A 21,024-nucleotide genomic window follows, 5' to 3' on the forward strand; every position below is an offset into this window, starting at 1 on the left:
CGCTGATATATACCGTTGAATCGACAAACAGCCCCGTACGGTAAGCAATGCCTGTTGAGAACAACTTACCTGACGGAGCATATCTGTATCTAATTAACCAAATCTATATGCCATTTAACTCATCTTTTATTTTATTTAATCAAATGTTGATAAGGGGAATAATCGATTTTGTTTTTCTCCAAAAATTTTACCAAAAACTTATTATCCCGCTTAGGTGTGGCAATAATGTATCCTTTGATGCAATGATCTCTCGATACTTCCGTGGCGTTGTCTTCAACTGCAATTTTACCGATCTCTGCAGCGATCGAATGTTTAGCGATGTCACGAAATGGCCCAGGTACAGGCTCCACGAGCTGATCCAAAAAAGCTTTGGCTTCATCCGTCCACAAGTGACGGCTGGTTTCCACCCAATAATTTTGCCAATCCAGTTTGGACTTTCCGTCTGCTTTTGGTAGCACTTTCAAAAATTTGCGCATCATGAAAAATCCACCGATACACATGCTGCCAAGCAATAAAAAAGTCCAGAATGCGATCGTATTCATAAACCAGTTGCTGGGGGAACTGCTGGTCAGTATCATCGTGTAGGAGTCGAAAATCATTGCGGAGTCACCTCGGTTCATTGATTTTCACGGAAAGGCGGATTCCGCCTGCCCATGTTCCATAATATGAGTTGTCAAAAATAGCCTCTATCCCGAATTATAGCGCATTTCTAGATTTATTTCGATAATCGCGTTAGAATAAGGGATAATTCAGATGAAGGGGGATCAATAATGCTGAAAATCGGCTCCCACGTGTCCTTTTCGGACAAGGGATTATTGAGTGCAACGAAGGAAGCGTCCTCGTACGGTTCCAGTTCGTTTATGATATATACGGGTGCACCGCAGAATACACGTCGCAAGCCAATTGAATCCATGTATATTGAAGAAGGCAAACTTGCCATGCAAGAGGGTGGAATGGAAGATATCGTTGTCCATGCACCGTACATCATCAATCTTGGTTCATACAAAGACAACACGTATAGACTCGCTGTAGATTTCCTTCAGGAAGAGATCCGTCGTACACATGCGATTGGTGTCAAAAACATCGTATTACATCCTGGTGCATTTACAGACAAAGATGCCCACTATGGGATCGGACGGATCGCAGAAGGACTGAATGAAGTGCTGGAAGGTGTGAAAGAGACAGATGTGAACATCGCTCTGGAGACCATGGCTGGCAAAGGTACGGAGATGGGTCGCAGTTTCGAAGAGATCGCCCAGATTATTGAGAAAGTAACGTATAACGAGCGCCTGACTGTGTGTATGGATACATGCCACATTCATGATGCCGGATACGATATCGTTAACGATTTTGACGGTGTACTGGAACAATTTGATCGCACGGTGGGACTTGACCGCATTGCCGTAATGCATATTAATGATAGTAAGAATGCTGTGGGTGCGCACAAGGACCGTCATACACCCATTGGCTCTGGCTGGATCGGGTTTGAGGCGATTAACCGCATCGTCAACCATGAGAAGCTTCAAGGACGTCCATTTATTCTGGAGACACCTTGGATTGGCAAAGAGGCCAAGACACAGCGTCCAATGTATGAGGTGGAGATTGCCCTGCTTCGTGGGGATGTTGCTGGTCGATTTGGCCAGGAATTCCTGACAGAAGTAGAACAGTTGCAACACTTTTTCAAAGGTAAAGAGATTGAGTCCCGTTCATATATTCTGGATGTGTGGACATTGCTCAAAAATGATGCCAAAGCCAAAAAGGCAGATCCGCGCGAACCGCTGGAACGCCTCTATGACATGGTGACTGAAGCGGCTTTGTTCCCGCATTTGAATGAAGAACAACTGAATCATCGCTTGATTGCATGGCTTGCGGGTTAACCCCGCAGGTCATGGCTTAATTGAAGGAGGAAGAATAACCCGATGGAGATCCACGCTAAACAAGTACGCCCTGATTCTAAAAACCGCGCCGAACGTGCGCGCATGCTCATTTCCTGCCCGGATGGTCCTGGAATTGTTGCTGCAGTGTCTCATTTCCTGCACCAGCATGGTGCAAATATTGTTCAGTCGGACCAGTACACCATGGACCCTGCTGGCGGCATGTTCTTTATGCGGATTGAGTTTGATCTTCCGCAATTGCTCCACAACCTGCCGAAACTGGAAGCAGACTTTGCAGAAGTGGCAAGCCGTTTCCAGATGGAATGGACGTTATCTGCGGTCAGCCGCAAGAAGAAACTGGCTATCTTTGTATCCAAAGAAGATCACTGTCTGGTTGAATTGTTGTGGCAATGGCAGGCAGGCGACCTGGATGCTGATATTGCGCTTGTCGTCAGCAACCACTTAGACATGAAGGACTATGTAGAATCATTTGGCATTCCATATCATCATATTCCGGTTACAGCAGATACCAAAAAAGAAGCAGAACAGCGTCAACTTGACGTCATTGGCAATGATGTGGATGTGATCATTCTGGCTCGTTACATGCAGATTATCTCTCCCATGTTCATTGAGCACTACCGTAATCGAATCATTAATATTCACCATTCGTTTCTGCCAGCCTTTGTGGGTGGTAAACCGTATGCGCAGGCGTACAACCGTGGTGTCAAAATTATCGGTGCGACAGCGCACTATGTTACGGAAGAACTGGATGGCGGCCCAATTATTGAACAGGATGTGCAGCGTGTAAGCCACGGGGACGATGTAACCGAGCTGAAGCGTATTGGACGTACCATTGAGCGTGTTGTACTTGCACGTGCCGTGAAATGGCATGTCGAAGACCGTGTTCTCGTTCATGAGAATAAAACCGTTGTATTTTAAGCTCATGCTTTAATACTGCGCAAGGTTGATTCGGAACCACGCAATAGACTATAGCCTAATAAAAATGCGACCCCTCTTCGTTTACGAAAAGGGAGTCGCTTTTTTGGTATTGATATATTTTCCGCATAAGCCAAGCACGATACCAAACAACAGATGACCAACAATCCAGTAGAGGATGGCCGCTACATCGTACAGATCTGGCACGCGTGATGACAACGGAGAGAGTGGAATGTAGAGCAGGGATGAGGCGGCACCGAGCAAAACTCCTTTGAACAGGGGATGCCCTTTACGCTGTACCCACCACACATAGAAGATGCCGATTACAACGGACACAACTAGATGCAGAGAAAATTCAATGAATTCAGGCAAGGTTGGTGGAAGACCAGGCACAAAATCAATATTCAGAAGTAGGGTATATACCTTTTCATCAGTGTAAAACTGAATTGTTTTGAGAAAGAAACCAAGGACAACGCCCGAAACCATACCTGTTAAAATGCCCGGGAACCAGGGTAATGAACGATTTGAGTACCTAGTAGGGGGAGCAGCGGGTACAGACATGATAACAACCTCCTATGATTGATGCTTACTTTGAAAAGTAAACCACAGTCCCGCTTTCGAATCCATATTCAGGATATGTTATGTAAATTTAACTTGGATATCTAAAAAGTGTATGGTTTTCGTGTTAAAGGTTATACTTCATGCGATGGATTTGCGAGGCTTAATAGGTCTGTTTATGGAATTTAATGCCTTGTCCTGATACGATTTTTGCTTGATAGGCCAAGGATTATTCATCACAAATTACCGATTTTTCATGAACTTCTCAAAGAAGGTTATGGAAAAGCTTCACGCCAAGTGATACAATACAAAAGTGAATAAGTCAAAATGAAACACTCAAGCGGATTCACTTATTGTGAAATTCGGTTTGCTTGTATGATGAGAGGGATTCGCTTGCGCACCCGACTTATCTAAAGACATGAGGAGGACAAACCATGACTGACAAGAACGAAGCGATTCAAAAGGACGAGAATACTACAATCGACAACCTGTCGATTACGACCGTACGTACTTTGGCGATTGATGCAATTGAGAAGGCAAATTCCGGACACCCGGGTATGCCTATGGGCTCCGCTCCAATGGGGTACCAACTTTTTGCAAAAACGATGACTCATAACCCGGACCACCCAACTTGGGTTAACCGGGACCGCTTTGTCCTGTCTGCAGGACATGGCTCCATGTTGCTGTACAGCTTGCTGCACCTGAACGGATATGATCTTCCAATGGAAGAACTGAAACAGTTCCGTCAATGGGGAAGCAAAACACCGGGTCACCCGGAATTCGGACATACTGCAGGTGTTGATGCAACTACCGGCCCACTGGGTCAAGGTATTGCAATGGCTGTAGGTATGGCAATGGCTGAAGCTCAACTGGGCGCAACATACAATAAAGACAAGTTCAACGTCGTTGACCACTACACTTACGCAATCTGTGGTGATGGCGACTTGATGGAAGGCGTATCTCATGAATCAGCTTCCCTGGCTGGACGTTTGCACCTGGGCAAACTGATCATGTTGTTCGACTCCAATGACATCACGCTTGATGGTAAATTGGATCTGTCTTCTTCCGAAAGCATCGCGAAGCGTTTTGAAGCTTATGGCTGGCAAGTGCTGCGTGTTGAAGATGGTAACGATCTGCCTGCAATTGAAAAAGCAATTCAGGAAGGTCAAGCAGATACACTGCGTCCTACACTGATCGAAGTTAAAACGGTTATCGGTTATGGTAGCCCGAACAAACAAGGTAAAGGCGGCCACGGCGGTACTCACGGATCTCCACTGGGTGCAGACGAAGCCAAATTGACTAAAGAGTATTACAAGTGGGTTTACGAAGAAAACTTCCACGTACCAGCTGAAGTTCGCGATCACTTCGCACAAGTAAAAGATCGTGGTATCTCTGCTAACAAAGCTTGGGACGAGAAATTTGCCGAGTACAAAAAAGCATACCCTGAGCTGGCAGCTCAATTCGAAACAGCGATTAACGGCGACCTTCCAGAAGGTTGGGACCGTGATCTTCCTAAATATGCAGCAACAGACAAAGCTCTTTCCACTCGTGTAGCATCCGGTAACGCTCTGAATGGTCTGGCGCACAACGTGCCACAACTGACAGGTGGATCTGCTGACTTGGAAAGCTCCACAATGACTCACTTGAACAACCTGGAGAACTTCACACCTGAAGATTACTCCGGTCGTAACATCTACTTCGGTATCCGTGAATTCGGTATGGCTGGAGCAATGAACGGTATGGCACTGCACAGTGGTGTGAAAGTATTCGGAGGTACGTTCTTCGTATTTACCGATTACCTGCGTCCAGCTGTTCGTCTGGCAGCACTGATGGGATTGCCTGTAACGTATGTTCTGACTCACGACAGTATCGCTGTTGGTGAAGACGGTCCTACACACGAACCGATCGAGCAATTGGCATCCCTGCGTATCATTCCTAATCTGACAGTTATTCGTCCAGCTGATGGTAATGAAACTTCGGCTGCTTGGGCTTACGCGCTTGAGAACAAGAGCAACCCGGTTGCACTCGTACTCACTCGTCAAAACCTGCCGATCCTCGAAGGTACCGTTGAAGGTTCACGTGAGAACGTGAAACGAGGTGCTTATGTTGTCTCTGATGCAAAAGATGGCAAAGCGGTAGCACAAATCATCGCTACAGGTTCTGAAGTGCAATTGGCTGTTAAAGCTCAAGCAGCACTTGCAGAACAAGGCATCCAAGTTCGCGTAATCAGCATGCCAAGCTGGGATCTGTTCGAGAAACAAGACAAAGCTTACAGAGAGTCCGTTCTTCTTCCGGATGTTAAAGCTCGTCTTGCGATTGAAATGGCTTATCCAATGGGCTGGGAGAAATATGTTGGCGATCAAGGTGACATTCTCGGAATCACCACATTTGGTGCATCCGCGCCTGGCGACCGTGTTATCCAAGAGTATGGCTTTACAGTGGATAACGTGGTTAGCCGCGTAAAAGCATTGCTGTAATAGAGATTGTTCAAAAAGTCTGCTTTTGATTACGAAGGATGCCTCACGGCATCCTCAGCGTCGAAGATGGGATTCAGCCGAAAAGTACTGAAAACCTGACTTTTTGAACACGCACTTATAGCTTCATAAGCGCTGCTATGGTCGGGAGAGCTTCATGCTGTCCTGATTCATGGCAGCAAGTTATTTCCGCAGAACATGGGCGGTGACTCGTTATCGCCCTGATCTGTTTTGCCTTTTGTTTTCATTAACTTCAGGGGAGCGGGTACGCATGTCACAATTCGATCAAGTCAGTGTAGTGAAAGAGGCCAACATTTATTATGATGGTCAGGTAACCAGCAGAACGGTTATTTTGGGGGATGGCAGCAAAGTGACTCTGGGCATCATGCTTCCAGGCAGTTATGAATTCGGTACGGATTCCCGTGAAATTATGGAGATTCTGTCCGGAGATCTGAAAGTATTGCTTCCTGGAGAAGAAGAGTGGCAAGAGATTCAAGGTCAAGCTACGTTTCACGTGCCTGCCGAATCCAAATTTAAACTGGAGATACGCAGCGTTACTGACTACGTCTGCTCGTACCCGGCGGAATAACATAAGAAGGGTAAGCAGAACCGCAACCCGCGGATTCGGTTTACCCTTTTTGCTTCTTGAATTCTAACGACAAAGTTCGGGCTGCAAGCTTGTCAGCCCCGTGGATTTGAAGTATCCTTAAGGCAAGTTGTTTAGAATGGAATACGGATACGGAAATAATATAACCGAAATCAGGAGGTTTTTGAGATCATGGCAAAAAAAGTGACATTTGACTATAGTACGGCTTTGCAATTCGTAAATCAGCACGAAGTGGACTATTTCGCTGAACCGATTCGTCTGGCTCACGAGCAGCTTCACAACGGAACAGGAACAGGCTCCGATTACCTGGGCTGGATTGACCTGCCGACGGCTTATGACAAAGAAGAGTTCGCACGCATTCAAAAAGCAGCTGCCAAAATCCAAAGCGACTCCGAAGTACTGATCGTTATCGGTATCGGTGGATCATACCTGGGTGCACGTGCAGCGATTGAAATGCTGACACACTCGTTCTATAACAATCTGCCAAAAGACAAACGCAAAACACCTGAAATCTATTTTGCAGGAAACAATATCAGTTCCACCTATGTAACTCACTTGCTGGATCTGGTTGAAGGCAAAGATTTCTCCGTAAATGTCATCTCCAAATCCGGCACTACAACAGAGCCGGCCATTGCCTTCCGTATCTTCCGTGCAGCACTGGAAGAGAAATATGGCAAGGAAGAAGCTCGCAAACGCATCTATGCTACAACAGACAAAGCACGTGGTGCACTGAAAGAACTGGCAAATGCAGAAGGATACGAATCTTTCATTATCCCGGATGATGTAGGTGGACGTTACTCCGTTCTGACGGCTGTAGGTTTGCTGCCAATCGCAGCAGCTGGTATCAGCATCGAAGAAATGATGCAAGGTGCGGCTGACGCATCCAAGGAATACAGCAACCCGAACGTAGCTGAGAATGAAGCATATCAATATGCAGCTGTTCGTAACGCATTGTATCGTAAGGGCAAAGGCACGGAGATTCTCGTAAACTATGAGCCATCCCTGCACTTCGTATCCGAGTGGTGGAAACAGTTATTCGGAGAGAGTGAAGGTAAAGACTACAAAGGGATCTATCCTGCATCTGTTGATTTCTCTACAGACTTGCACTCCATGGGTCAATTCATTCAGGAAGGTAGCCGGAATATCTTCGAAACGGTTATTCAGGTTACTGAAGTTGCAGAGCATATCTCCATCAAATCCGATCCGGACGATCTGGATGGATTGAACTTCCTTGAAGGCAAAACGATGGACTTTGTTAACAAAAAAGCGTTCCAGGGAACTCTGCTTGCACATACAGATGGTCAAGTACCAAACCTGATTGTGAACATTCCAGATATGACTCCATATTCTTTCGGATATCTGGTATACTTCTTTGAAAAAGCATGCGGTATCAGTGGCTACTTGCTGGGCGTCAATCCATTTGACCAACCAGGCGTGGAAGCTTACAAGAAAAATATGTTCGCATTGCTGGGCAAACCAGGCTTTGAAGAAGAGAAAGCAGCGCTCGAAGCGAGACTTTCCGAATAATTCATCGGTCTGCTCATATAGTTGAATAAGGTAATGTTAATCGATCCGGGAATCACTGTTTATGTAAGATGCAGGGCTCCCGGATGTAGATAACCAGGGCAGTTCGTCCGCGTTCGCGCGGTGAACTGCTTTCTTGTAAAATGGACTCAGGAAAAGATCAGAAAGTTGGATTTAGGATGATTGAACGTTATCGCACGGTTCGAGGACCGGGCAATCTGGAAATTGTAATCAAGAAGTCGCGATTTATCGGTCATATTATGCCGGTCACGACAGAGGAAGAGGCTGTTGCCTTCATCGATGAGATCAAGAAAAAACATTGGAATGCGACTCATAACTGCTCTGCATACATGATTGGGGAGCGGGACGAGATCCAGAAACAATCCGATGACGGGGAGCCCAGTGGAACAGCAGGGAAACCCATTCTTGAAGTGATCAAAAATCAGAAATTAAAAAATGTGGCAATTGTAGTTACACGATACTTCGGGGGAATTATGCTCGGAGCTGGTGGATTAATTCGCGCTTATACGGATGGAGCTGTAGCAGCCATTGAAGCCGGAGAAGCCATCACCAACGTGCTGCATCGTGAAGTATTTGTTGAACTGGATTATACGTGGCTGGGTAAAGTGGAAAATGAGTTAAGGAGCCGGGAAGTCCGTACAGGTGAAACTGGATTCACCGATAAGGTTACGTTGACTTGTCTTCCGCCGGATAGTGAAACCGAGGCATTTGTAGCCTGGATCACGGATTTGACGCAAGGGCAATCCCGGATCACGGAGGGACAGCGGCTTTATTTTATTGAAGGGGAATAAAATATATGGCTAGAAGAGCAGTCGAACAGGAGTTGTCGAGGGAGCGGATACTGGAGGCGGCGAGGCACCTTTTTATTACCAAAGGATACCGCGCCATTTCGATGCGAAGCATCGGCCAGCATCTAGGCTATAGTCATGGGTCGCTGTATTATCACTTTAAGGAAAAGGCAGAGCTGTTCTATGCCATCGTGGTTGAAGATTTCAATCATCTGGGGCATTTGCTGCTGCAGGCCATGGTCAGGCCGGTTCGTGATGATGTGAGCAAGGTAGAGCACATCATGATGGAGTTTATTCGCTTTGGTCTGGAGAACCCATATCAATACGAAATTATGTTTATGATCAGGGACGAAGAATTGTTGTCTTATTGTCGTACCGAACAGGGACGGTGCTTCGAATTGTTTGCATCCATTATAAGGCAGTACATGAATGAAGAGAATTGTACGGAAGAGGATATTCAAAGGGTACCGCGTACGCTATTTTTGGCTATGCACGGATTCATTTCTTATTACATTCAGGACCGTTTAACGTTTGTGGAGATTGAATCGTCTGCGCTGTCTCATGTCAAAGTGCTGTGCCGCAATCTGGGTCAGCAGCCTGGCGTCCAATAATGGCGCTATTGTCGCACCCCTACACTTCAGGGCGGTGATTTGTCATAACTTTAATTCTTTATAACGTTATCTCGCGAAAGTTAGTACGCGCCAAAGACCAAGTCAGGCGGCTCCGACCCGAAATGAGGGTGGACCGCCTGTTTGTGTTTGCAAAAATGAATGAGTAGGTCGGTCTCTATTGGACTGACGCTAGCCTTCCATGATTTTGAGAAAGTATTCCCGCTCACGTGGTCCGTCAAATTCGCAAAAGTAAATGCCTTGCCAGCGGCCAAGCAGCAGTCTGCCCTTGTGAATAATCACCGTCTGTGATGGCCCTGTTGTGATCGATTTGAGGTGAGAGGCTGTGTTGCCTTCGGCATGTCGATACTCGGGATGCTCCCAAGGGTACACTTCGTCCAAACGCAACAAGACATCGTGTTTCACATCGGGGTCTGCATTTTCGTTAATGGCAATACCCGCTGTCGTATGTGGGCAGTAGATGAGAACCGTCCCATTCTGGACCCCGCTACTCTGGACCGCATGCTTCACGTCCCGTGTGATATCCTTCATTTCATCTCGTGTGGAGGTGGATATATTCTTCGTATATAACATGTTCGATCACTCCTTATCATCTCTGTTCATACCCTCGATTGTACCTTAACCACTACATACCAAACAAACCACATATGAAGACAAATATGTGAATCGCACAATAACGGAGAGGTCAGAAATAACCTGAAGAAACATTTATCAATCGATCTCATAGGTGACCCAATTATATTTAATAAAAGCATTGACGATTAGCACTGCAAACTGGTAAAGTATCAGAAAAGCAAAACCAAGTAGACTAATGGGAATAATGTAAAGTAATATCATCCAACTTAGGAAAAATGTCGTATTGAAACCAGGAAGACTGCCGACCGGAGCTAAAGCCGGAGGCTGGGAGGGAACGCAGCAATGAATACCGTTCTTCGTCATAAAGGATGGACTTGGGGATTCCGCAGTACCGTATTGTTATATTTTATCGTACTTATTGTACTTCCAATCATCGGTGTGTACGTCAATTCCTTCTCCGAAGGATGGAGCAACTTTGTTCAGAGCATTATGGACCCAATCGCGTGGAAAGCTGTATTGTTGACCATTCGACTGGCCGTGATCGCCACGCTGATTAATGTAGTTCTGGGCACGATGATCGCCTGGGTGTTAACACGGTATCGTTTTGTCGGCAGGTCGTTTCTCAACAGTCTGGTCGATCTCCCGTTTGCACTGCCAACAGCGGTGGGCGGCTTGATGATTATGCTACTTTTGGGTCCAGTCAGTGCCATCGGGAAATTGGCTGAATCCATGGGGTTCGAGATTGTATTCCATCAGCCCGCCATTGTTATCGCGATGACCTTTGTCACGTTTCCATTTGTGATCCGTGCAGTGCAGCCCTTGCTGGAAGAAATTGATCCTTCCGAGGAAGAGGCCTCGTACACGATGGGGGCATCCAAGGCTCGCACGTTCATGCAGGTTATTCTGCCCTCCATGGCACCTGGCATGATCAGTGGGGGGATGCTCGCTTTCTCCAGAGGATTGGCTGAATTCGGGGCTGTCGTGCTGGTGGCTGGTAACATTCCAGGCAGAACACTGACGGCTTCCGTATTCATCTACGGGGAGATTGAAAGTGACAATCCAACGGGAGCCGCTGCAGTATCCGTTATCCTTCTGACGCTCTCCTTCCTGATCCTCTGGCTGATCAATCTGGTGCAGATGCGGGGGAGAAGACGATGAGAAGACTGTTAATCGGACTGACGTTTGCGGTATTTATTGTACTGATTATCATCCCGCTCGGACGCATTTTTATCGGTGCATTTGAAGATGGGGCAGGCGGATTCCTGAAAGGGCTGATGCGCCCGGAGGCGCTGCACGCCTTGATGATGACCGGAATGGTTGTACTGGTGGTCACCCTGTTAAATACATTGTTTGGCATCATGATGGCCATATATCTGGTTCGTGCCGGATGGTTGAGTGAACGGATAAGAGGACTGCTGAACAGCATTGTAGACCTGCCTTATGCGGTATCACCTGTCATTGGCGGATTGATGATTGTTTTGATGTTGGGACCTAACAGCATTATGGGCGCTTTTTTTGAAGGGATTGGATTCAATGTGGTCTATGCCTTCCCGGGTATGGTGATCGCAACGTTATTTGTTACCTTCCCACTGATGGTCAGAGAGGTTATGCCAGTCCTGCAGGAACTCGGTTCACAGCAAGAGGAGGCCGCATCCACACTGGGTGCCTACGGCTGGAGAACATTCTGGAGTGTGACCTGGCCTTCGATCCGCTGGGCGGTGGTGTATGGTCTTGTCTTGACGGTTGCACGCTCGCTCGGGGAATTCGGGGCAGTGCTGGTCGTATCCGGCAATATTATGAACAAAACGCAGACGGCAACAACGCTGGTGTATCAGGATGTTGAGAATTTTAATGTGGCTGCCGCAAATGGTGTGGCATTGGTGCTGGTCACCTTCTCCGCCCTGCTGCTGCTGATGATGGAATGGGCCAAGAAGCGAAAGGAAGTGCATTGATATGCATGTAGAAGTCCGTGATCTGAACAAACACTTCGGTGATTTTCATGCGGTAAAAGATGTCTCGTTCGATATTGCCAAAGGCCATCTAATCGGTCTGCTTGGACCAAGTGGAGGCGGGAAGACGTCCATTCTGCGGATGCTTGCGGGACTGGAGAATCCGGGTTCCGGAGAGATTCGCTTTCACGGAAAAGTGGTGAATCATCTGCCTCCACAGGAGCGTGGGATCGGATTTGTATTCCAGAACTATGCTCTGTTCAAACATATGACGGTATTTGAGAATATTGCTTTTGGACTCAAGGTCAAGAAGACACCAAAAGCCCAGATCCGTGATCGGGTTATGGAACTTGTTGAACTGACCGGGTTAAAAGGTTTCGAACAACGCTATCCACACCAGTTGTCTGGTGGACAGCGTCAACGTGTGGCTTTTGCCAGAGCACTCGCTCCGGAGCCACAGCTGTTATTGCTGGATGAACCGTTCGCGGCCATTGATGCCAAGATCCGTCAGGAACTTCGTTCATGGTTGCGAGAGCTGATCGAGCGAGTGGGAATCACCTCGATCTTTGTAACACATGACCAGGATGAAGCGATTGAAGTGGCGGACGAGATTATGATTATCAGCCAGGGTCGTCTGGAACAGAAGGGCACACCTTGGGATATCTACAAAAACCCGCAGACACCATTTGTCGCTACATTTATCGGAGAGTCTACGGTTGTGGAGGATGCTTCCCAGCTGAAAGGATTTGAACATGCCGTCGAGGGTGAACATACCAAAGCGCTGATTCGACCGGAGTATATTGAGATCGGTTTGAAAAACGAGTTCACGATGCTGTCTGCAACGGAAAAAGGGACAGTCAAACATCTTCATTTCCGCGGCAGTGAATGGATGGTGGAGGTGGACGTACAGGGGCATAAGTTAATCACATATCGTTCCCTGGAGAAAACGACCTTAGAGATTGGTCAACAAATTCGCGTCCTTGTACACCGTGCATACCTGTTCAATGACTCCAACAGTTGGGTCGTTGAGAACCGACTGAAGGAAGATCCGATGCCGGTGATGATTTAGATCAAGTGGAAGAAAGGGGCTGCCCATGCAGACGAGGAAGAAGAAAATCAACCTTTTATATGTTGCCCTCATGCTTCTGCTCGTCTGCATGACCGCTGGATGCAGCAAGCAGGAGGAGTCAAGCGAACAACACGAGCCCGCTGGTACCGATTCATCCAATACGCTGGTGATTGGTGCTTATAGTGTAGCAAAAGACGCTGTAGGCGAATTGCTGCCCAAGTTCCAGGAGGAGTGGAAGGCGAAGACCGGACAGACGATCAATTTCCAGGAGTCCTATGAAGCTTCAGGTACACAGGCAAGAGCTATCGTTGGGGGATTTGAGGCTGATGTGGCCTTGCTCGCGATGGAGAGTGATATCGACAAGCTGGTCAAAGCCGATCTGGTTAGCTCTGATTGGAAACAGACCCCGAATGAGGGCATGATTACCCGTTCGATTGTTGTGCTGGGCACAAGAGCAGGAAACCCGCTCGGCATTCATGATTTTCAGGATTTAACCAAGCCGGGAGTGAAAGTGCTCTACCCTAATCCAAAGACATCCGGGGGCGCACAATGGGACATTAATGCCATTTACGGTGCCGGATTGAAACTGTCGGAGGAGCAAGAGGGGAAGAAAGATCCTGCCGCAGCCAAGGCTTTTCTCGAACAGGTACATCGCAATGTTGAATCATTGGACAAGAGTGGTCGTTCTTCAATGGCGGCATTCGAGTATGGTGTTGGTGATGTTATCGTCACGTATGAAAATGAATTGCTTGCCCGGATCGCCAAAGGTGTGGATTATGACATCGTCATTCCGAAAAATACGATTCTGATTGAGAATCCGGCAGTTGTGGTGAATAAATATGCCGACAAACATGGGAATCGTGAACTGGCAGAAGCTTTTGTCGCATATCTGCGTACACCCGAAGCACAGCGCATTTTCGCCAAGCATGGTTTCCGCTCGGTAGATCCGGATGTATTCGCAGAGACGGAATCCACATTCCCAATGCCGGAAGGATTATTTGATATCAACTATCTGGGTGGATGGGACGAGGTACGCAGTACGTTGTACTCCAAACGCGGGGTGTGGTATCAGGTGCTGGCGGGGCTGTAGTGGAATCGTACAGCATTGAAATGGCCTCCTCATGGTTAGATCATGTCTAGCCATGGGGAGGCCATTTACGTGAACGGGAGTTAAAGCAAAAATGCTATGGATTTATTCTTACAGCACTATTATTGCTGTTCTGGATTTAAGTCCATAAAATATAATTCAGCTTGAGTACTATCCTTTTCATATTCCATGCGAGTAAAGGTGAGATTATCTCCGAAATTAGTAATAGGTGTATAACTTCCTTCTTTTTTAATTACTCGTTGCTTATTGCCTGTGGTTAAATCTACAGCCATAATATAGGGTGATTGGTGGTAGATAAGTTGATTTCCAAATAAAAAAGGTGAGTACCCACCGAGTAGAGAGCTATCGTGGGTAATGGAATAGACCTGTTTTTTCGTTTTTCGATCTAAGATTTCGGTAGTACTCTCCATTGTTAATACAATCCATTGCTCATTGGCTGTAAAATCGTAAATCTCTTCACGATCTTTAACAATAACTTCAGGTTCAGATTGGTCTGTGGGATACATAACAATGTCAAACTGTTTTGTATTTTTATCGCCTTTATTTTCAAAAACCGTTTGTCGTATCAATAATCCTTCACTAACAGGTCTTTGTATATCAAGGAAAATTCCTTCACTGTTATTCTTCTTTTGTTCATTTAGCAATTGTGTGGCTACCTTGGTCCTGATCCCGGTCTTCACATTATAAATGTAAGCCTCGCTCTTCACAATGTGATCGGTAATCTTCTTCTCAATCCAGCTAATTTCATCATAATGAGATCTTAATACGGGGACGGCGATTTGATCTTCGCTAATGCCTTCGGCAAAAACGACAGGTGTTGCTTTAAGATCATCTCGCTTCATCCGTAGAATTTGCCATGGTGTATTATTATCCGTTGGGTTAGCTGTGTTCTCTATCCAAAATAAGTCGTCTCCAACAGACACCAGAGTATTAATAATGATGCCTTTCGCAGCGCGGTAGCGAGAAGTATACGTATTCTTTTTCGTGTCAAACTGGATGATCTCCATCTCGGTTAATTCAGTTGTAGAAAAATCTCTGCTAAAAATGACACTGTCGTTGTCATCTTTGTAGCTAGCCACGATGGTATTACGATCTAAAACATCATTTTTGATGGTCACTGAATCCATTCTGAAGGGGAGTTTGAATGCAACGTCGGGTTTAACCTCTGGCAGTTCTGGTGCAGTTTGATCATGAGATGAGTCTAGTAAATTGGTTTCAGGTGCAGTTTCCAATGTAGTAGATGGCTTTTTAGGTATGTGCTGATCTGTAGTTGGATTGGCTGGAGTTGAATTGGTACATGCTGTGAGCAATAAGGTAAGCATTAATGTGATATGAATAGATTTACGTCCATATTTCATATTCATGTTTGAGCCCCCTGTAGACCTGTAGAGTAGTGAAGCAGGGAAGGGAGTCTTACTTTAGCATCATTTGTTCTAAAATCATAACCTGAGACATTTATTAAATGACCGCTTACAGTTCCCGTATTAACAATGTGATTATTTGAGCTAAGTCCGGACAACTATATATTAGGTTTAATTGTATATCTTGTAAATGATTTTATTTTGTTCTATTTAAATATGATAGTTACTATTTCAAAACAATGAAAGTAAACTTGAGACCGGAAGCTCAATCTTCATTTCAATGGAAGTAGAGATGGAGGCTTTTTACTGCCAAAAGGTTATAATAGAGGTATACTGAATCATGATTGTTACATAGTACTAGCAGGAAGGTGTGAGTTGGATGAGTGCAGAGATCAAATTATCCCAAAGTACAGCAATTCGACTGGAGCAGGCCCGAGGTAAGGGGATGCCCGAGGAAGAAATTTTAAATGCCATTCAAACCAAAGATGTTTCCGCTTTTGACGCCGTGTCTGAAGAGGAATACCGATATAACGAATTTTTCTCGTATGCGGACGAGCATGGTGAAAATTTGGAGGCAGCAGTAAAAGACGGGTACCGGATTACCTTTAACACGCGTGGTGGTCTCGGAATCTGGTTGGAGAAGGCCTTTAGGCTACAGCCAGAGAAAGACTTTACGGTAGGTGAAGGGGTCGTTACCGGATTACAGTTGAAACCGGAGCAGGCAGAAGTGCTGGCGAAGCGGCTTGCATCGAACTGGGTCATTACAGAATCGAAGGATGTACCTGCGGGTCAGGAGCTTACTTTGAAGCTGCGAGCGCTGGTGTAAATTGAGCGTACGCTTCCGATGGAGCGAAGCATGGAGATGAAAGTCTGACGGGTAAATGGTCAGACCATGGACTGTCCCGAATTGCAGTGGGTAACTGCAGCGGGATGGTCTTTTTTTGCAAAAACAGGGGTGGACGATTACAATTTACATATTATCAATTCAGGGGGAATGCGGATTGAATCAGCTAACATTTCTGGGCACTGGCGATGCGATGGGCGTTCCACGTGTGTATTGTGATTGCGACGTATGTACAGAGGCGAGGCTTACGGGAGCAAATAAACGAAAACGCTCTGCGGTTCTGATTGACAGTGGTGGCGATGGTGCGAGTGAACAGTTCATGATTGACTGCGGACCGGACTGGAGATCACAGATGGAGGATCAAGGATTGCGTATGGTGCATACGCTGCTCATCACACATGCCCATTTTGACCATATTGGTGGATTACCGGAATGGGCGGATGCATGCCGCTGGTTGGGTGTAAAGGGCAAACTGTACGCACCGCGTGAAGTGATTGCCACCATTCAGACCCAATTTCCTTGGCTAAGTCACCATATGAATTTTATGGAAACGGATGATGATATCCAGCTTGGAGGATGGAAGGTGCATTCCTGGAAGGTCTGCCACGGTAAAAACGGGTATTCGTACGCGTATCGATTGGATCGGGATGGCTATAGTTGGGCGTATTGTTCAGATGCCATTGACCTGAAAACATCCGAGAAAGAGCCGTTACACGGATTGGATCTGTTGGTGCTCGGAACAAGCTTTGTGCATGAACTTGCGGAATTCTCAACACGTTCCGTGTACGATATGCGCGAGGCGCAGGAGCTGCTGCGGGAACTGAAACCGGGCCATACCTATTTTACACATATGTCTCATGACATTGATGTACGGCAGAATTATAATCTGGATCAAGGCATTACGATTGCCCTTACCGGGATGAAGGTGCCGCTCGGAGCCTAATAGTATGAAACGAATGCGTAACTCAACTTGAAGCATTGTAATAAAAATAAATGGAGAAGAGCGTATCCTTTGGAGGAGGTTCTTCGTTTACATAGTGTAAGTCAAAATCAATCAGGAACCAGCAAAGGGGGGCCCCCAAGATGGCCTTTGTGAAGTCCGTGGATTGCAGAATCAACAGACCACATGATGATGGTAAATCAGATAAATCCCATATTGAATCCGGTGGTAACGCCGAGACAAACCAATTGAACCAAAGCATCCATGCGCGATTACCCGATCTGATGGGTTCGTTGTATGCGTATTGTTTATCTCTGACGAAATCAGTTCCAGAGACGGAGGATCTGGTACAGGAGACCTGTCTCAAAGTATTGTCGTCGAGAGTGGTTGGAACTTCCGGGATGAATAAAGATATAAACTGGGAAGCTTATCTGATTCGTATTGCACGCAACAGCTGGATTGATATCTTACGTCAGCGGGAGAGATTGGCATATAAACTGGATAGCTTAAAGCCGCTCCTACACGAAATGGAGGAGGAAAGGCGATTCGAGGAATTGGAGTCTGCCGTACAACTTCTTGTAAATACGCTACCACCGTGGCAGCGAGTGATATATGTATTACGTGAATTAATGGGTTACAAGGCGGCAGAGACTGCGGAAATGTTGGATACGACAGAAGGCGCTGTGAAAGCGGCGTTAAATCGTGCCCGCTCTGCCATAGCCGAGGTGAGGCACAGGTTGGAACAATCGGACACTGAATTGCAGTATGAGGAAGGCGCAGTGGAAAACCATCGGGAGGAATTGCGCAGCTATCTGCTGGCATTTCGTAATGGAGATACTGCCCGAATCATTGATCTGTGCCTGAACCGGACCGATGATCCGATGGCTGTGGCGGGGACGATTTTGCAGCAGACTTTGCCGTCTCCATCCATGCAGCCAATGATGTACGGGTACTCCACTTCTGGTATGAACTCGATGTCGTATGGAGGCGGGTACACGGTCACCATGGTTGCCTAAACCGAGGAGGCGACACATATGAATGTAGTGCCGTATGTAGTGGAACAAACAACCCGCGGAGAGCGGAGTTATGATATTTATTCACGTTTGCTCAAAGACCGGATCATTATGGTATCCGGAGAGATCGAGGATCAGATGGCAAATGCCATTGTGGCCCAGTTATTATTTTTGACTGCAGAGGACCCGGAGAAAGATATTCAGATGTACATTAACAGCCCTGGTGGGTCGGTGACAGCGGGATTTTCGATCTATGACACGATGCAATTCGTGAAGCCGGATATCTCCACGATCTGTACAGGTATGGCGGCAAGCTTTGGTACGATATTGTTGGTGGGTGGAACAAAAGGCAAGCGTATGGCGTTGCCCAACAGTGAGATCATGATCCATCAGCCACATGGCGGTACGCGAGGGCAGGCGTCGGATATGCTGATTCATGCTAACCGCATCATTCAACATCGTCAACGTCTTAACAAGCTGCTCGCCGACCATACGGGACAGTCGATGGAGCGGATTGAGAAGGACTCGGATCGAGATTATTTCCTGACCGCTGCTGAAGCAGTCGAATATGGATTGGTGGATAAGGTCATATCCAGCTCATAACAGTAGCCCGGAAAGTCATGTGACCTTCCGGGCTTAATTAACCAAAAGGACGAACAGGAAACTGACGTCCTTTTTTTGTCGTTCAGATTAACCAGTCCACGTTTATGGAATGAATCAGAATGAGAACATGCTGAAATAAAGATTGACCATCGGTAGGTATAGTGTATATATTATATATATACACTATACCTACCGAAAATTATTTAACATCAATGAGGTGAGGAAAGATTAACATTTTAATATCAAACGCATCGAGCGATCCGATCTATATGCAGATTCTAACTCAGATCAGACAAAGCATCTTGAGCGGAGAATTGGTTGCTGGAGATAGTCTTCCCTCCATTCGGCAGCTCGCCAAGGATCTGCAAGTCAGTGTCATTACAACCAAACGTGTCTATGAAGAGTTGGAGAAGGAGAAGCTGATCGATTCAGTTGTAGGCAAAGGGAGCTTCGTATCCGGGGCCAATCAGGACTTTATTCGAGAGCGGCGGATGAAACAATTGGAAGAGAAGATGCTCGAAGTGATTCGTGAGAGCAAAGAACTGGGCATGAATTCACAGGATGTAATTGATCATCTAACATTGTTGATTGAGGAGGAATAAGCATAATGAACGCTATCGAATTACGTAATGTAACCAAAACGTATCCCTTATTTAAAGTAGATAATGTATCGCTTGATGTGAAAAAAGGATATATCACGGGACTTATTGGTCCGAATGGGGCGGGGAAGAGTACTTTGATCAAAATGATCACGGGTCTGATCCATCCCGATCAGGGCAGCCTCAAGACATTGGGTAGCCAGATGCCCAATCAGGAAGTTGAAATCAAGCAACGCCTTGGCATTGTGTCTGATGAATGCTTTTATTATGAGCATCTGACGATCCGGGAGATGACACAAATGATCGCTCCTTTTTACACCAAATGGGACAATAAAGCGTTCAATGACTACTTGGATCAGTTCGAACTATCTCCCAAAAAGAAGATCCAGGATCTGTCCAAAGGCATGAAGATAAAGTATTCCCTCGCCATAGCTTTGTCACATGAAGCGGATCTGCTGATTATGGATGAACCGACATCCGGGCTTGATCCTGTATTTAGGCGGGAACTGCTCGATCTTCTTGCGGATATGATACAGGACGAAACAAGGTCCATTATTTTCTCGACTCATATTACGACCGATCTGGAACGTATTGCAGATTATATTACATTTATTCATCAAGGAAAACTGGTATTTAACGAGGCGAAAGATGATGTGCTGGAAAGGTATACGATTGTAAAAGGGGACTTGGATCTGCTTGATTCCGACATTCGGAAACATTTCATCGGAATACGAGAGACAGCCGTCGGTTTTGAAGCATTGTCGGATCATAAGGCAGAGGCCGAACAGTTATTTGGCAGGTTTGCTCTTATACAAAGACCTACCTTGGAAGACCTCATTTATTTTACGGCGAAGGGAGGACGCAAATATGCTTAACTTGCTTCGTAAAGATTTCATCGTACTAAAAAGTTCACTGTGGATCATTGCATTATATCTGGTTGTATTCAGTCTTGCATTTATACCGCAGAGTGAAATGTCGATGTATTTTGTAGGGATCTATACCGCATTTGGTTCGGTCATCCTTGCAACTATGATTGATATCAGAAACCATAATCATAATTTTCTGGTCACACTTCCGATTAGTCGCAAGCAGATTGTGAAAGCAAAGTACCTTTCCGCTATCCTATATACGTTTTTTGGAGTTCTTGCTTCATATGGGATTCACTGGCTCGTGAAATTGAATTATTCTGAGCTGAACAAGCCGAACTACTCTATACTCGATATTCTGTTTGCAGTAGGCATAGTGTTTGTTCTGGTTTCAATCTATATGCCTCTGTTTTATTCACTTAGCAAGAAGGGAGCTGCCATTATCAATGCAGTATTCATGACCTCTCTCATCATCCTTGCGCAACCAGTTGCTGTGCTCTTGAATATAGTGAACGAGAAAGGCAGGATTGGTGTGCCGTTAATGATTTTAATTTCAATGGGCATCTTGTTATTGTTCTTTGTATCTTATGTTGTTACAGTTCGCCTATTTTCCAGGAAGGACTTGTAGAACACAGGGGAAATCGCTATAAGAGTCGCCACATGGCGACTCTTTGTGTTAACTGAG

The 21,024-nt window shown here is 46.1% G+C and carries 22 protein-coding genes; 18 read left to right on the forward strand and 4 right to left on the reverse strand.

Annotated elements, in window-relative coordinates; genetic code table 11:
- Positions 1–131: 131 nt before the first annotated feature.
- Positions 132–599 carry a DUF2621 domain-containing protein gene (locus tag ABTV53_RS06495; RefSeq protein ID WP_339259632.1) on the reverse strand — a complete coding sequence of 156 codons (468 nt, stop codon included), beginning with the start codon at positions 597–599 and terminating at the stop codon, positions 132–134.
- Between the two features lie 171 nt (positions 600–770).
- On the opposite strand from ABTV53_RS06495, the gene ABTV53_RS06500 reads away from it, so the two are divergent.
- Positions 771–1,877 carry a deoxyribonuclease IV gene (locus ABTV53_RS06500; protein ID WP_149846393.1) on the forward strand — a complete coding sequence of 369 codons (1,107 nt, stop codon included), beginning with the start codon at positions 771–773 and terminating at the stop codon, positions 1,875–1,877.
- Positions 1,878–1,919: 42 nt separating this feature from the next.
- Positions 1,920–2,813, forward strand: a complete 894-nt coding sequence (purU, locus tag ABTV53_RS06505) for a formyltetrahydrofolate deformylase (RefSeq protein ID WP_433751745.1) — start codon at positions 1,920–1,922, stop codon at positions 2,811–2,813.
- An 81-nt stretch (positions 2,814–2,894) separates the two neighbouring features.
- On the opposite strand, the gene ABTV53_RS06510 is transcribed toward purU, so the two are convergent.
- A complete protein-coding gene (locus ABTV53_RS06510) occupies positions 2,895–3,371 on the reverse strand; it encodes a hypothetical protein (protein ID WP_433751746.1) in 477 nt (158 codons plus the stop codon).
- Between the two features lie 431 nt (positions 3,372–3,802).
- On the opposite strand from ABTV53_RS06510, the gene tkt reads away from it, so the two are divergent.
- From tkt to ABTV53_RS06535, 5 genes are all read left to right on the forward strand, one after another.
- The gene (tkt, locus tag ABTV53_RS06515; protein WP_433751748.1) at positions 3,803–5,845 is read left to right on the forward strand and encodes a transketolase; all 2,043 of its coding nucleotides are present in this window, start codon (positions 3,803–3,805) and stop codon (positions 5,843–5,845) included.
- 268 nt (positions 5,846–6,113) lie between these two features.
- Entirely contained in the window at positions 6,114–6,431 is a 318-nt protein-coding gene (locus tag ABTV53_RS06520; RefSeq protein WP_017689983.1) for a pyrimidine/purine nucleoside phosphorylase, read from the forward strand.
- A gap of 189 nt (positions 6,432–6,620) precedes the next feature.
- Positions 6,621–7,976, forward strand: a complete 1,356-nt coding sequence (locus tag ABTV53_RS06525; protein WP_017689982.1) for a glucose-6-phosphate isomerase — start codon at positions 6,621–6,623, stop codon at positions 7,974–7,976.
- A 176-nt stretch (positions 7,977–8,152) separates the two neighbouring features.
- Positions 8,153–8,785, forward strand: a complete 633-nt coding sequence (locus tag ABTV53_RS06530; RefSeq protein WP_036610785.1) for a YigZ family protein — start codon at positions 8,153–8,155, stop codon at positions 8,783–8,785.
- A 5-nt stretch (positions 8,786–8,790) separates the two neighbouring features.
- Positions 8,791–9,393, forward strand: coding sequence for a TetR/AcrR family transcriptional regulator (locus tag ABTV53_RS06535; protein WP_017689980.1), 603 nt, complete (start codon positions 8,791–8,793; stop codon positions 9,391–9,393).
- A gap of 189 nt (positions 9,394–9,582) precedes the next feature.
- Here ABTV53_RS06535 and ABTV53_RS06540 read toward each other — a convergent pair whose 3' ends face one another.
- Positions 9,583–9,984 carry a secondary thiamine-phosphate synthase enzyme YjbQ gene (locus ABTV53_RS06540; RefSeq protein ID WP_433751751.1) on the reverse strand — a complete coding sequence of 134 codons (402 nt, stop codon included), beginning with the start codon at positions 9,982–9,984 and terminating at the stop codon, positions 9,583–9,585.
- Between the two features lie 345 nt (positions 9,985–10,329).
- Here ABTV53_RS06540 and cysT point away from each other — a divergent pair, with 345 nt between their 5' ends.
- Genes cysT through ABTV53_RS06560 form a run of 4 tightly spaced genes read left to right on the forward strand, consistent with a single transcriptional unit; the run spans position 10,330 to position 14,095 of the window.
- Positions 10,330–11,145, forward strand: coding sequence for a sulfate ABC transporter permease subunit CysT (gene cysT, locus ABTV53_RS06545; RefSeq protein WP_145320373.1), 816 nt, complete (start codon positions 10,330–10,332; stop codon positions 11,143–11,145).
- Positions 11,142–11,939, forward strand: coding sequence for a sulfate ABC transporter permease subunit (locus ABTV53_RS06550; RefSeq protein ID WP_433751753.1), 798 nt, complete (start codon positions 11,142–11,144; stop codon positions 11,937–11,939). The genes cysT and ABTV53_RS06550 overlap by 4 nt, the downstream gene beginning before the upstream one ends.
- Before the next feature lies 1 nt (position 11,940).
- Positions 11,941–13,005 (forward strand): sulfate/molybdate ABC transporter ATP-binding protein, encoded by a 1,065-nt coding sequence (locus tag ABTV53_RS06555; protein WP_036610770.1) that lies wholly within the window; start codon positions 11,941–11,943, stop codon positions 13,003–13,005.
- Between the two features lie 25 nt (positions 13,006–13,030).
- Positions 13,031–14,095 (forward strand): sulfate ABC transporter substrate-binding protein, encoded by a 1,065-nt coding sequence (locus tag ABTV53_RS06560; protein WP_433751756.1) that lies wholly within the window; start codon positions 13,031–13,033, stop codon positions 14,093–14,095.
- Between the two features lie 119 nt (positions 14,096–14,214).
- On the opposite strand, the gene ABTV53_RS06565 is transcribed toward ABTV53_RS06560, so the two are convergent.
- On the reverse strand, positions 14,215–15,477 hold the full coding sequence (locus ABTV53_RS06565; RefSeq protein ID WP_433751758.1) for a hypothetical protein: 1,263 nt from the start codon (positions 15,475–15,477) through the stop codon (positions 14,215–14,217).
- A 376-nt stretch (positions 15,478–15,853) separates the two neighbouring features.
- Here ABTV53_RS06565 and ABTV53_RS06570 point away from each other — a divergent pair, with 376 nt between their 5' ends.
- The 7 genes from ABTV53_RS06570 to ABTV53_RS06600 all read left to right on the forward strand — a co-directional run bounded on the left by ABTV53_RS06570 (position 15,854) and on the right by ABTV53_RS06600 (position 20,967).
- Positions 15,854–16,300 (forward strand): hypothetical protein, encoded by a 447-nt coding sequence (locus ABTV53_RS06570; protein ID WP_433751760.1) that lies wholly within the window; start codon positions 15,854–15,856, stop codon positions 16,298–16,300.
- A 175-nt stretch (positions 16,301–16,475) separates the two neighbouring features.
- Positions 16,476–17,261, forward strand: a complete 786-nt coding sequence (locus tag ABTV53_RS06575; protein ID WP_433751761.1) for an MBL fold metallo-hydrolase — start codon at positions 16,476–16,478, stop codon at positions 17,259–17,261.
- Positions 17,262–17,401: 140 nt separating this feature from the next.
- Positions 17,402–18,274, forward strand: a complete 873-nt coding sequence (locus ABTV53_RS06580; RefSeq protein ID WP_433751763.1) for an RNA polymerase sigma factor — start codon at positions 17,402–17,404, stop codon at positions 18,272–18,274.
- Positions 18,275–18,292: 18 nt separating this feature from the next.
- Complete coding sequence (gene clpP, locus ABTV53_RS06585; RefSeq protein WP_433751764.1) at positions 18,293–18,874, forward strand: ATP-dependent Clp endopeptidase proteolytic subunit ClpP; 582 nt, start codon at positions 18,293–18,295, stop codon at positions 18,872–18,874.
- Positions 18,875–19,101: 227 nt separating this feature from the next.
- The gene (locus tag ABTV53_RS06590) at positions 19,102–19,476 is read left to right on the forward strand and encodes a GntR family transcriptional regulator (RefSeq protein WP_433754095.1); all 375 of its coding nucleotides are present in this window, start codon (positions 19,102–19,104) and stop codon (positions 19,474–19,476) included.
- 5 nt (positions 19,477–19,481) lie between these two features.
- A complete protein-coding gene (locus tag ABTV53_RS06595; protein ID WP_433751766.1) occupies positions 19,482–20,348 on the forward strand; it encodes an ABC transporter ATP-binding protein in 867 nt (288 codons plus the stop codon).
- Positions 20,341–20,967, forward strand: a complete 627-nt coding sequence (locus ABTV53_RS06600; protein ID WP_433751768.1) for an ABC-2 transporter permease — start codon at positions 20,341–20,343, stop codon at positions 20,965–20,967. Before ABTV53_RS06595 ends, ABTV53_RS06600 begins: the two co-directional genes overlap by 8 nt.
- Positions 20,968–21,024: the final 57 nt, after the last annotated feature.

Origin of the sequence: Paenibacillus amylolyticus (assembly GCF_050990605.1) — a bacterium.
Taxonomy (GTDB): Bacteria; Bacillota; Bacilli; order Paenibacillales; family Paenibacillaceae; genus Paenibacillus; species Paenibacillus amylolyticus_H.

Excerpts from the sequence above, each read along its gene's own strand:
- ABTV53_RS06495 (WP_339259632.1), bottom strand. The coding sequence starts at position 599 with ATGATTTTCGACTCCTACACGATGATACTGACCAGCAGTTCCCCCAGC.
- ABTV53_RS06500 (WP_149846393.1), top strand. The coding sequence starts at position 771 with ATGCTGAAAATCGGCTCCCACGTGTCCTTTTCGGACAAGGGATTATTG.
- purU (WP_433751745.1), top strand. The coding sequence starts at position 1,920 with ATGGAGATCCACGCTAAACAAGTACGCCCTGATTCTAAAAACCGCGCC.
- ABTV53_RS06510 (WP_433751746.1), bottom strand. The coding sequence starts at position 3,371 with ATGTCTGTACCCGCTGCTCCCCCTACTAGGTACTCAAATCGTTCATTA.
- tkt (WP_433751748.1), top strand. The coding sequence starts at position 3,803 with ATGACTGACAAGAACGAAGCGATTCAAAAGGACGAGAATACTACAATC.
- ABTV53_RS06520 (WP_017689983.1), top strand. The coding sequence starts at position 6,114 with ATGTCACAATTCGATCAAGTCAGTGTAGTGAAAGAGGCCAACATTTAT.
- ABTV53_RS06525 (WP_017689982.1), top strand. The coding sequence starts at position 6,621 with ATGGCAAAAAAAGTGACATTTGACTATAGTACGGCTTTGCAATTCGTA.
- ABTV53_RS06530 (WP_036610785.1), top strand. The coding sequence starts at position 8,153 with ATGATTGAACGTTATCGCACGGTTCGAGGACCGGGCAATCTGGAAATT.
- ABTV53_RS06535 (WP_017689980.1), top strand. The coding sequence starts at position 8,791 with ATGGCTAGAAGAGCAGTCGAACAGGAGTTGTCGAGGGAGCGGATACTG.
- ABTV53_RS06540 (WP_433751751.1), bottom strand. The coding sequence starts at position 9,984 with ATGTTATATACGAAGAATATATCCACCTCCACACGAGATGAAATGAAG.
- cysT (WP_145320373.1), top strand. The coding sequence starts at position 10,330 with ATGAATACCGTTCTTCGTCATAAAGGATGGACTTGGGGATTCCGCAGT.
- ABTV53_RS06550 (WP_433751753.1), top strand. The coding sequence starts at position 11,142 with ATGAGAAGACTGTTAATCGGACTGACGTTTGCGGTATTTATTGTACTG.
- ABTV53_RS06555 (WP_036610770.1), top strand. The coding sequence starts at position 11,941 with ATGCATGTAGAAGTCCGTGATCTGAACAAACACTTCGGTGATTTTCAT.
- ABTV53_RS06560 (WP_433751756.1), top strand. The coding sequence starts at position 13,031 with ATGCAGACGAGGAAGAAGAAAATCAACCTTTTATATGTTGCCCTCATG.
- ABTV53_RS06565 (WP_433751758.1), bottom strand. The coding sequence starts at position 15,477 with ATGAATATGAAATATGGACGTAAATCTATTCATATCACATTAATGCTT.
- ABTV53_RS06570 (WP_433751760.1), top strand. The coding sequence starts at position 15,854 with ATGAGTGCAGAGATCAAATTATCCCAAAGTACAGCAATTCGACTGGAG.
- ABTV53_RS06580 (WP_433751763.1), top strand. The coding sequence starts at position 17,402 with ATGGCCTTTGTGAAGTCCGTGGATTGCAGAATCAACAGACCACATGAT.
- clpP (WP_433751764.1), top strand. The coding sequence starts at position 18,293 with ATGAATGTAGTGCCGTATGTAGTGGAACAAACAACCCGCGGAGAGCGG.
- ABTV53_RS06595 (WP_433751766.1), top strand. The coding sequence starts at position 19,482 with ATGAACGCTATCGAATTACGTAATGTAACCAAAACGTATCCCTTATTT.
- ABTV53_RS06600 (WP_433751768.1), top strand. The coding sequence starts at position 20,341 with ATGCTTAACTTGCTTCGTAAAGATTTCATCGTACTAAAAAGTTCACTG.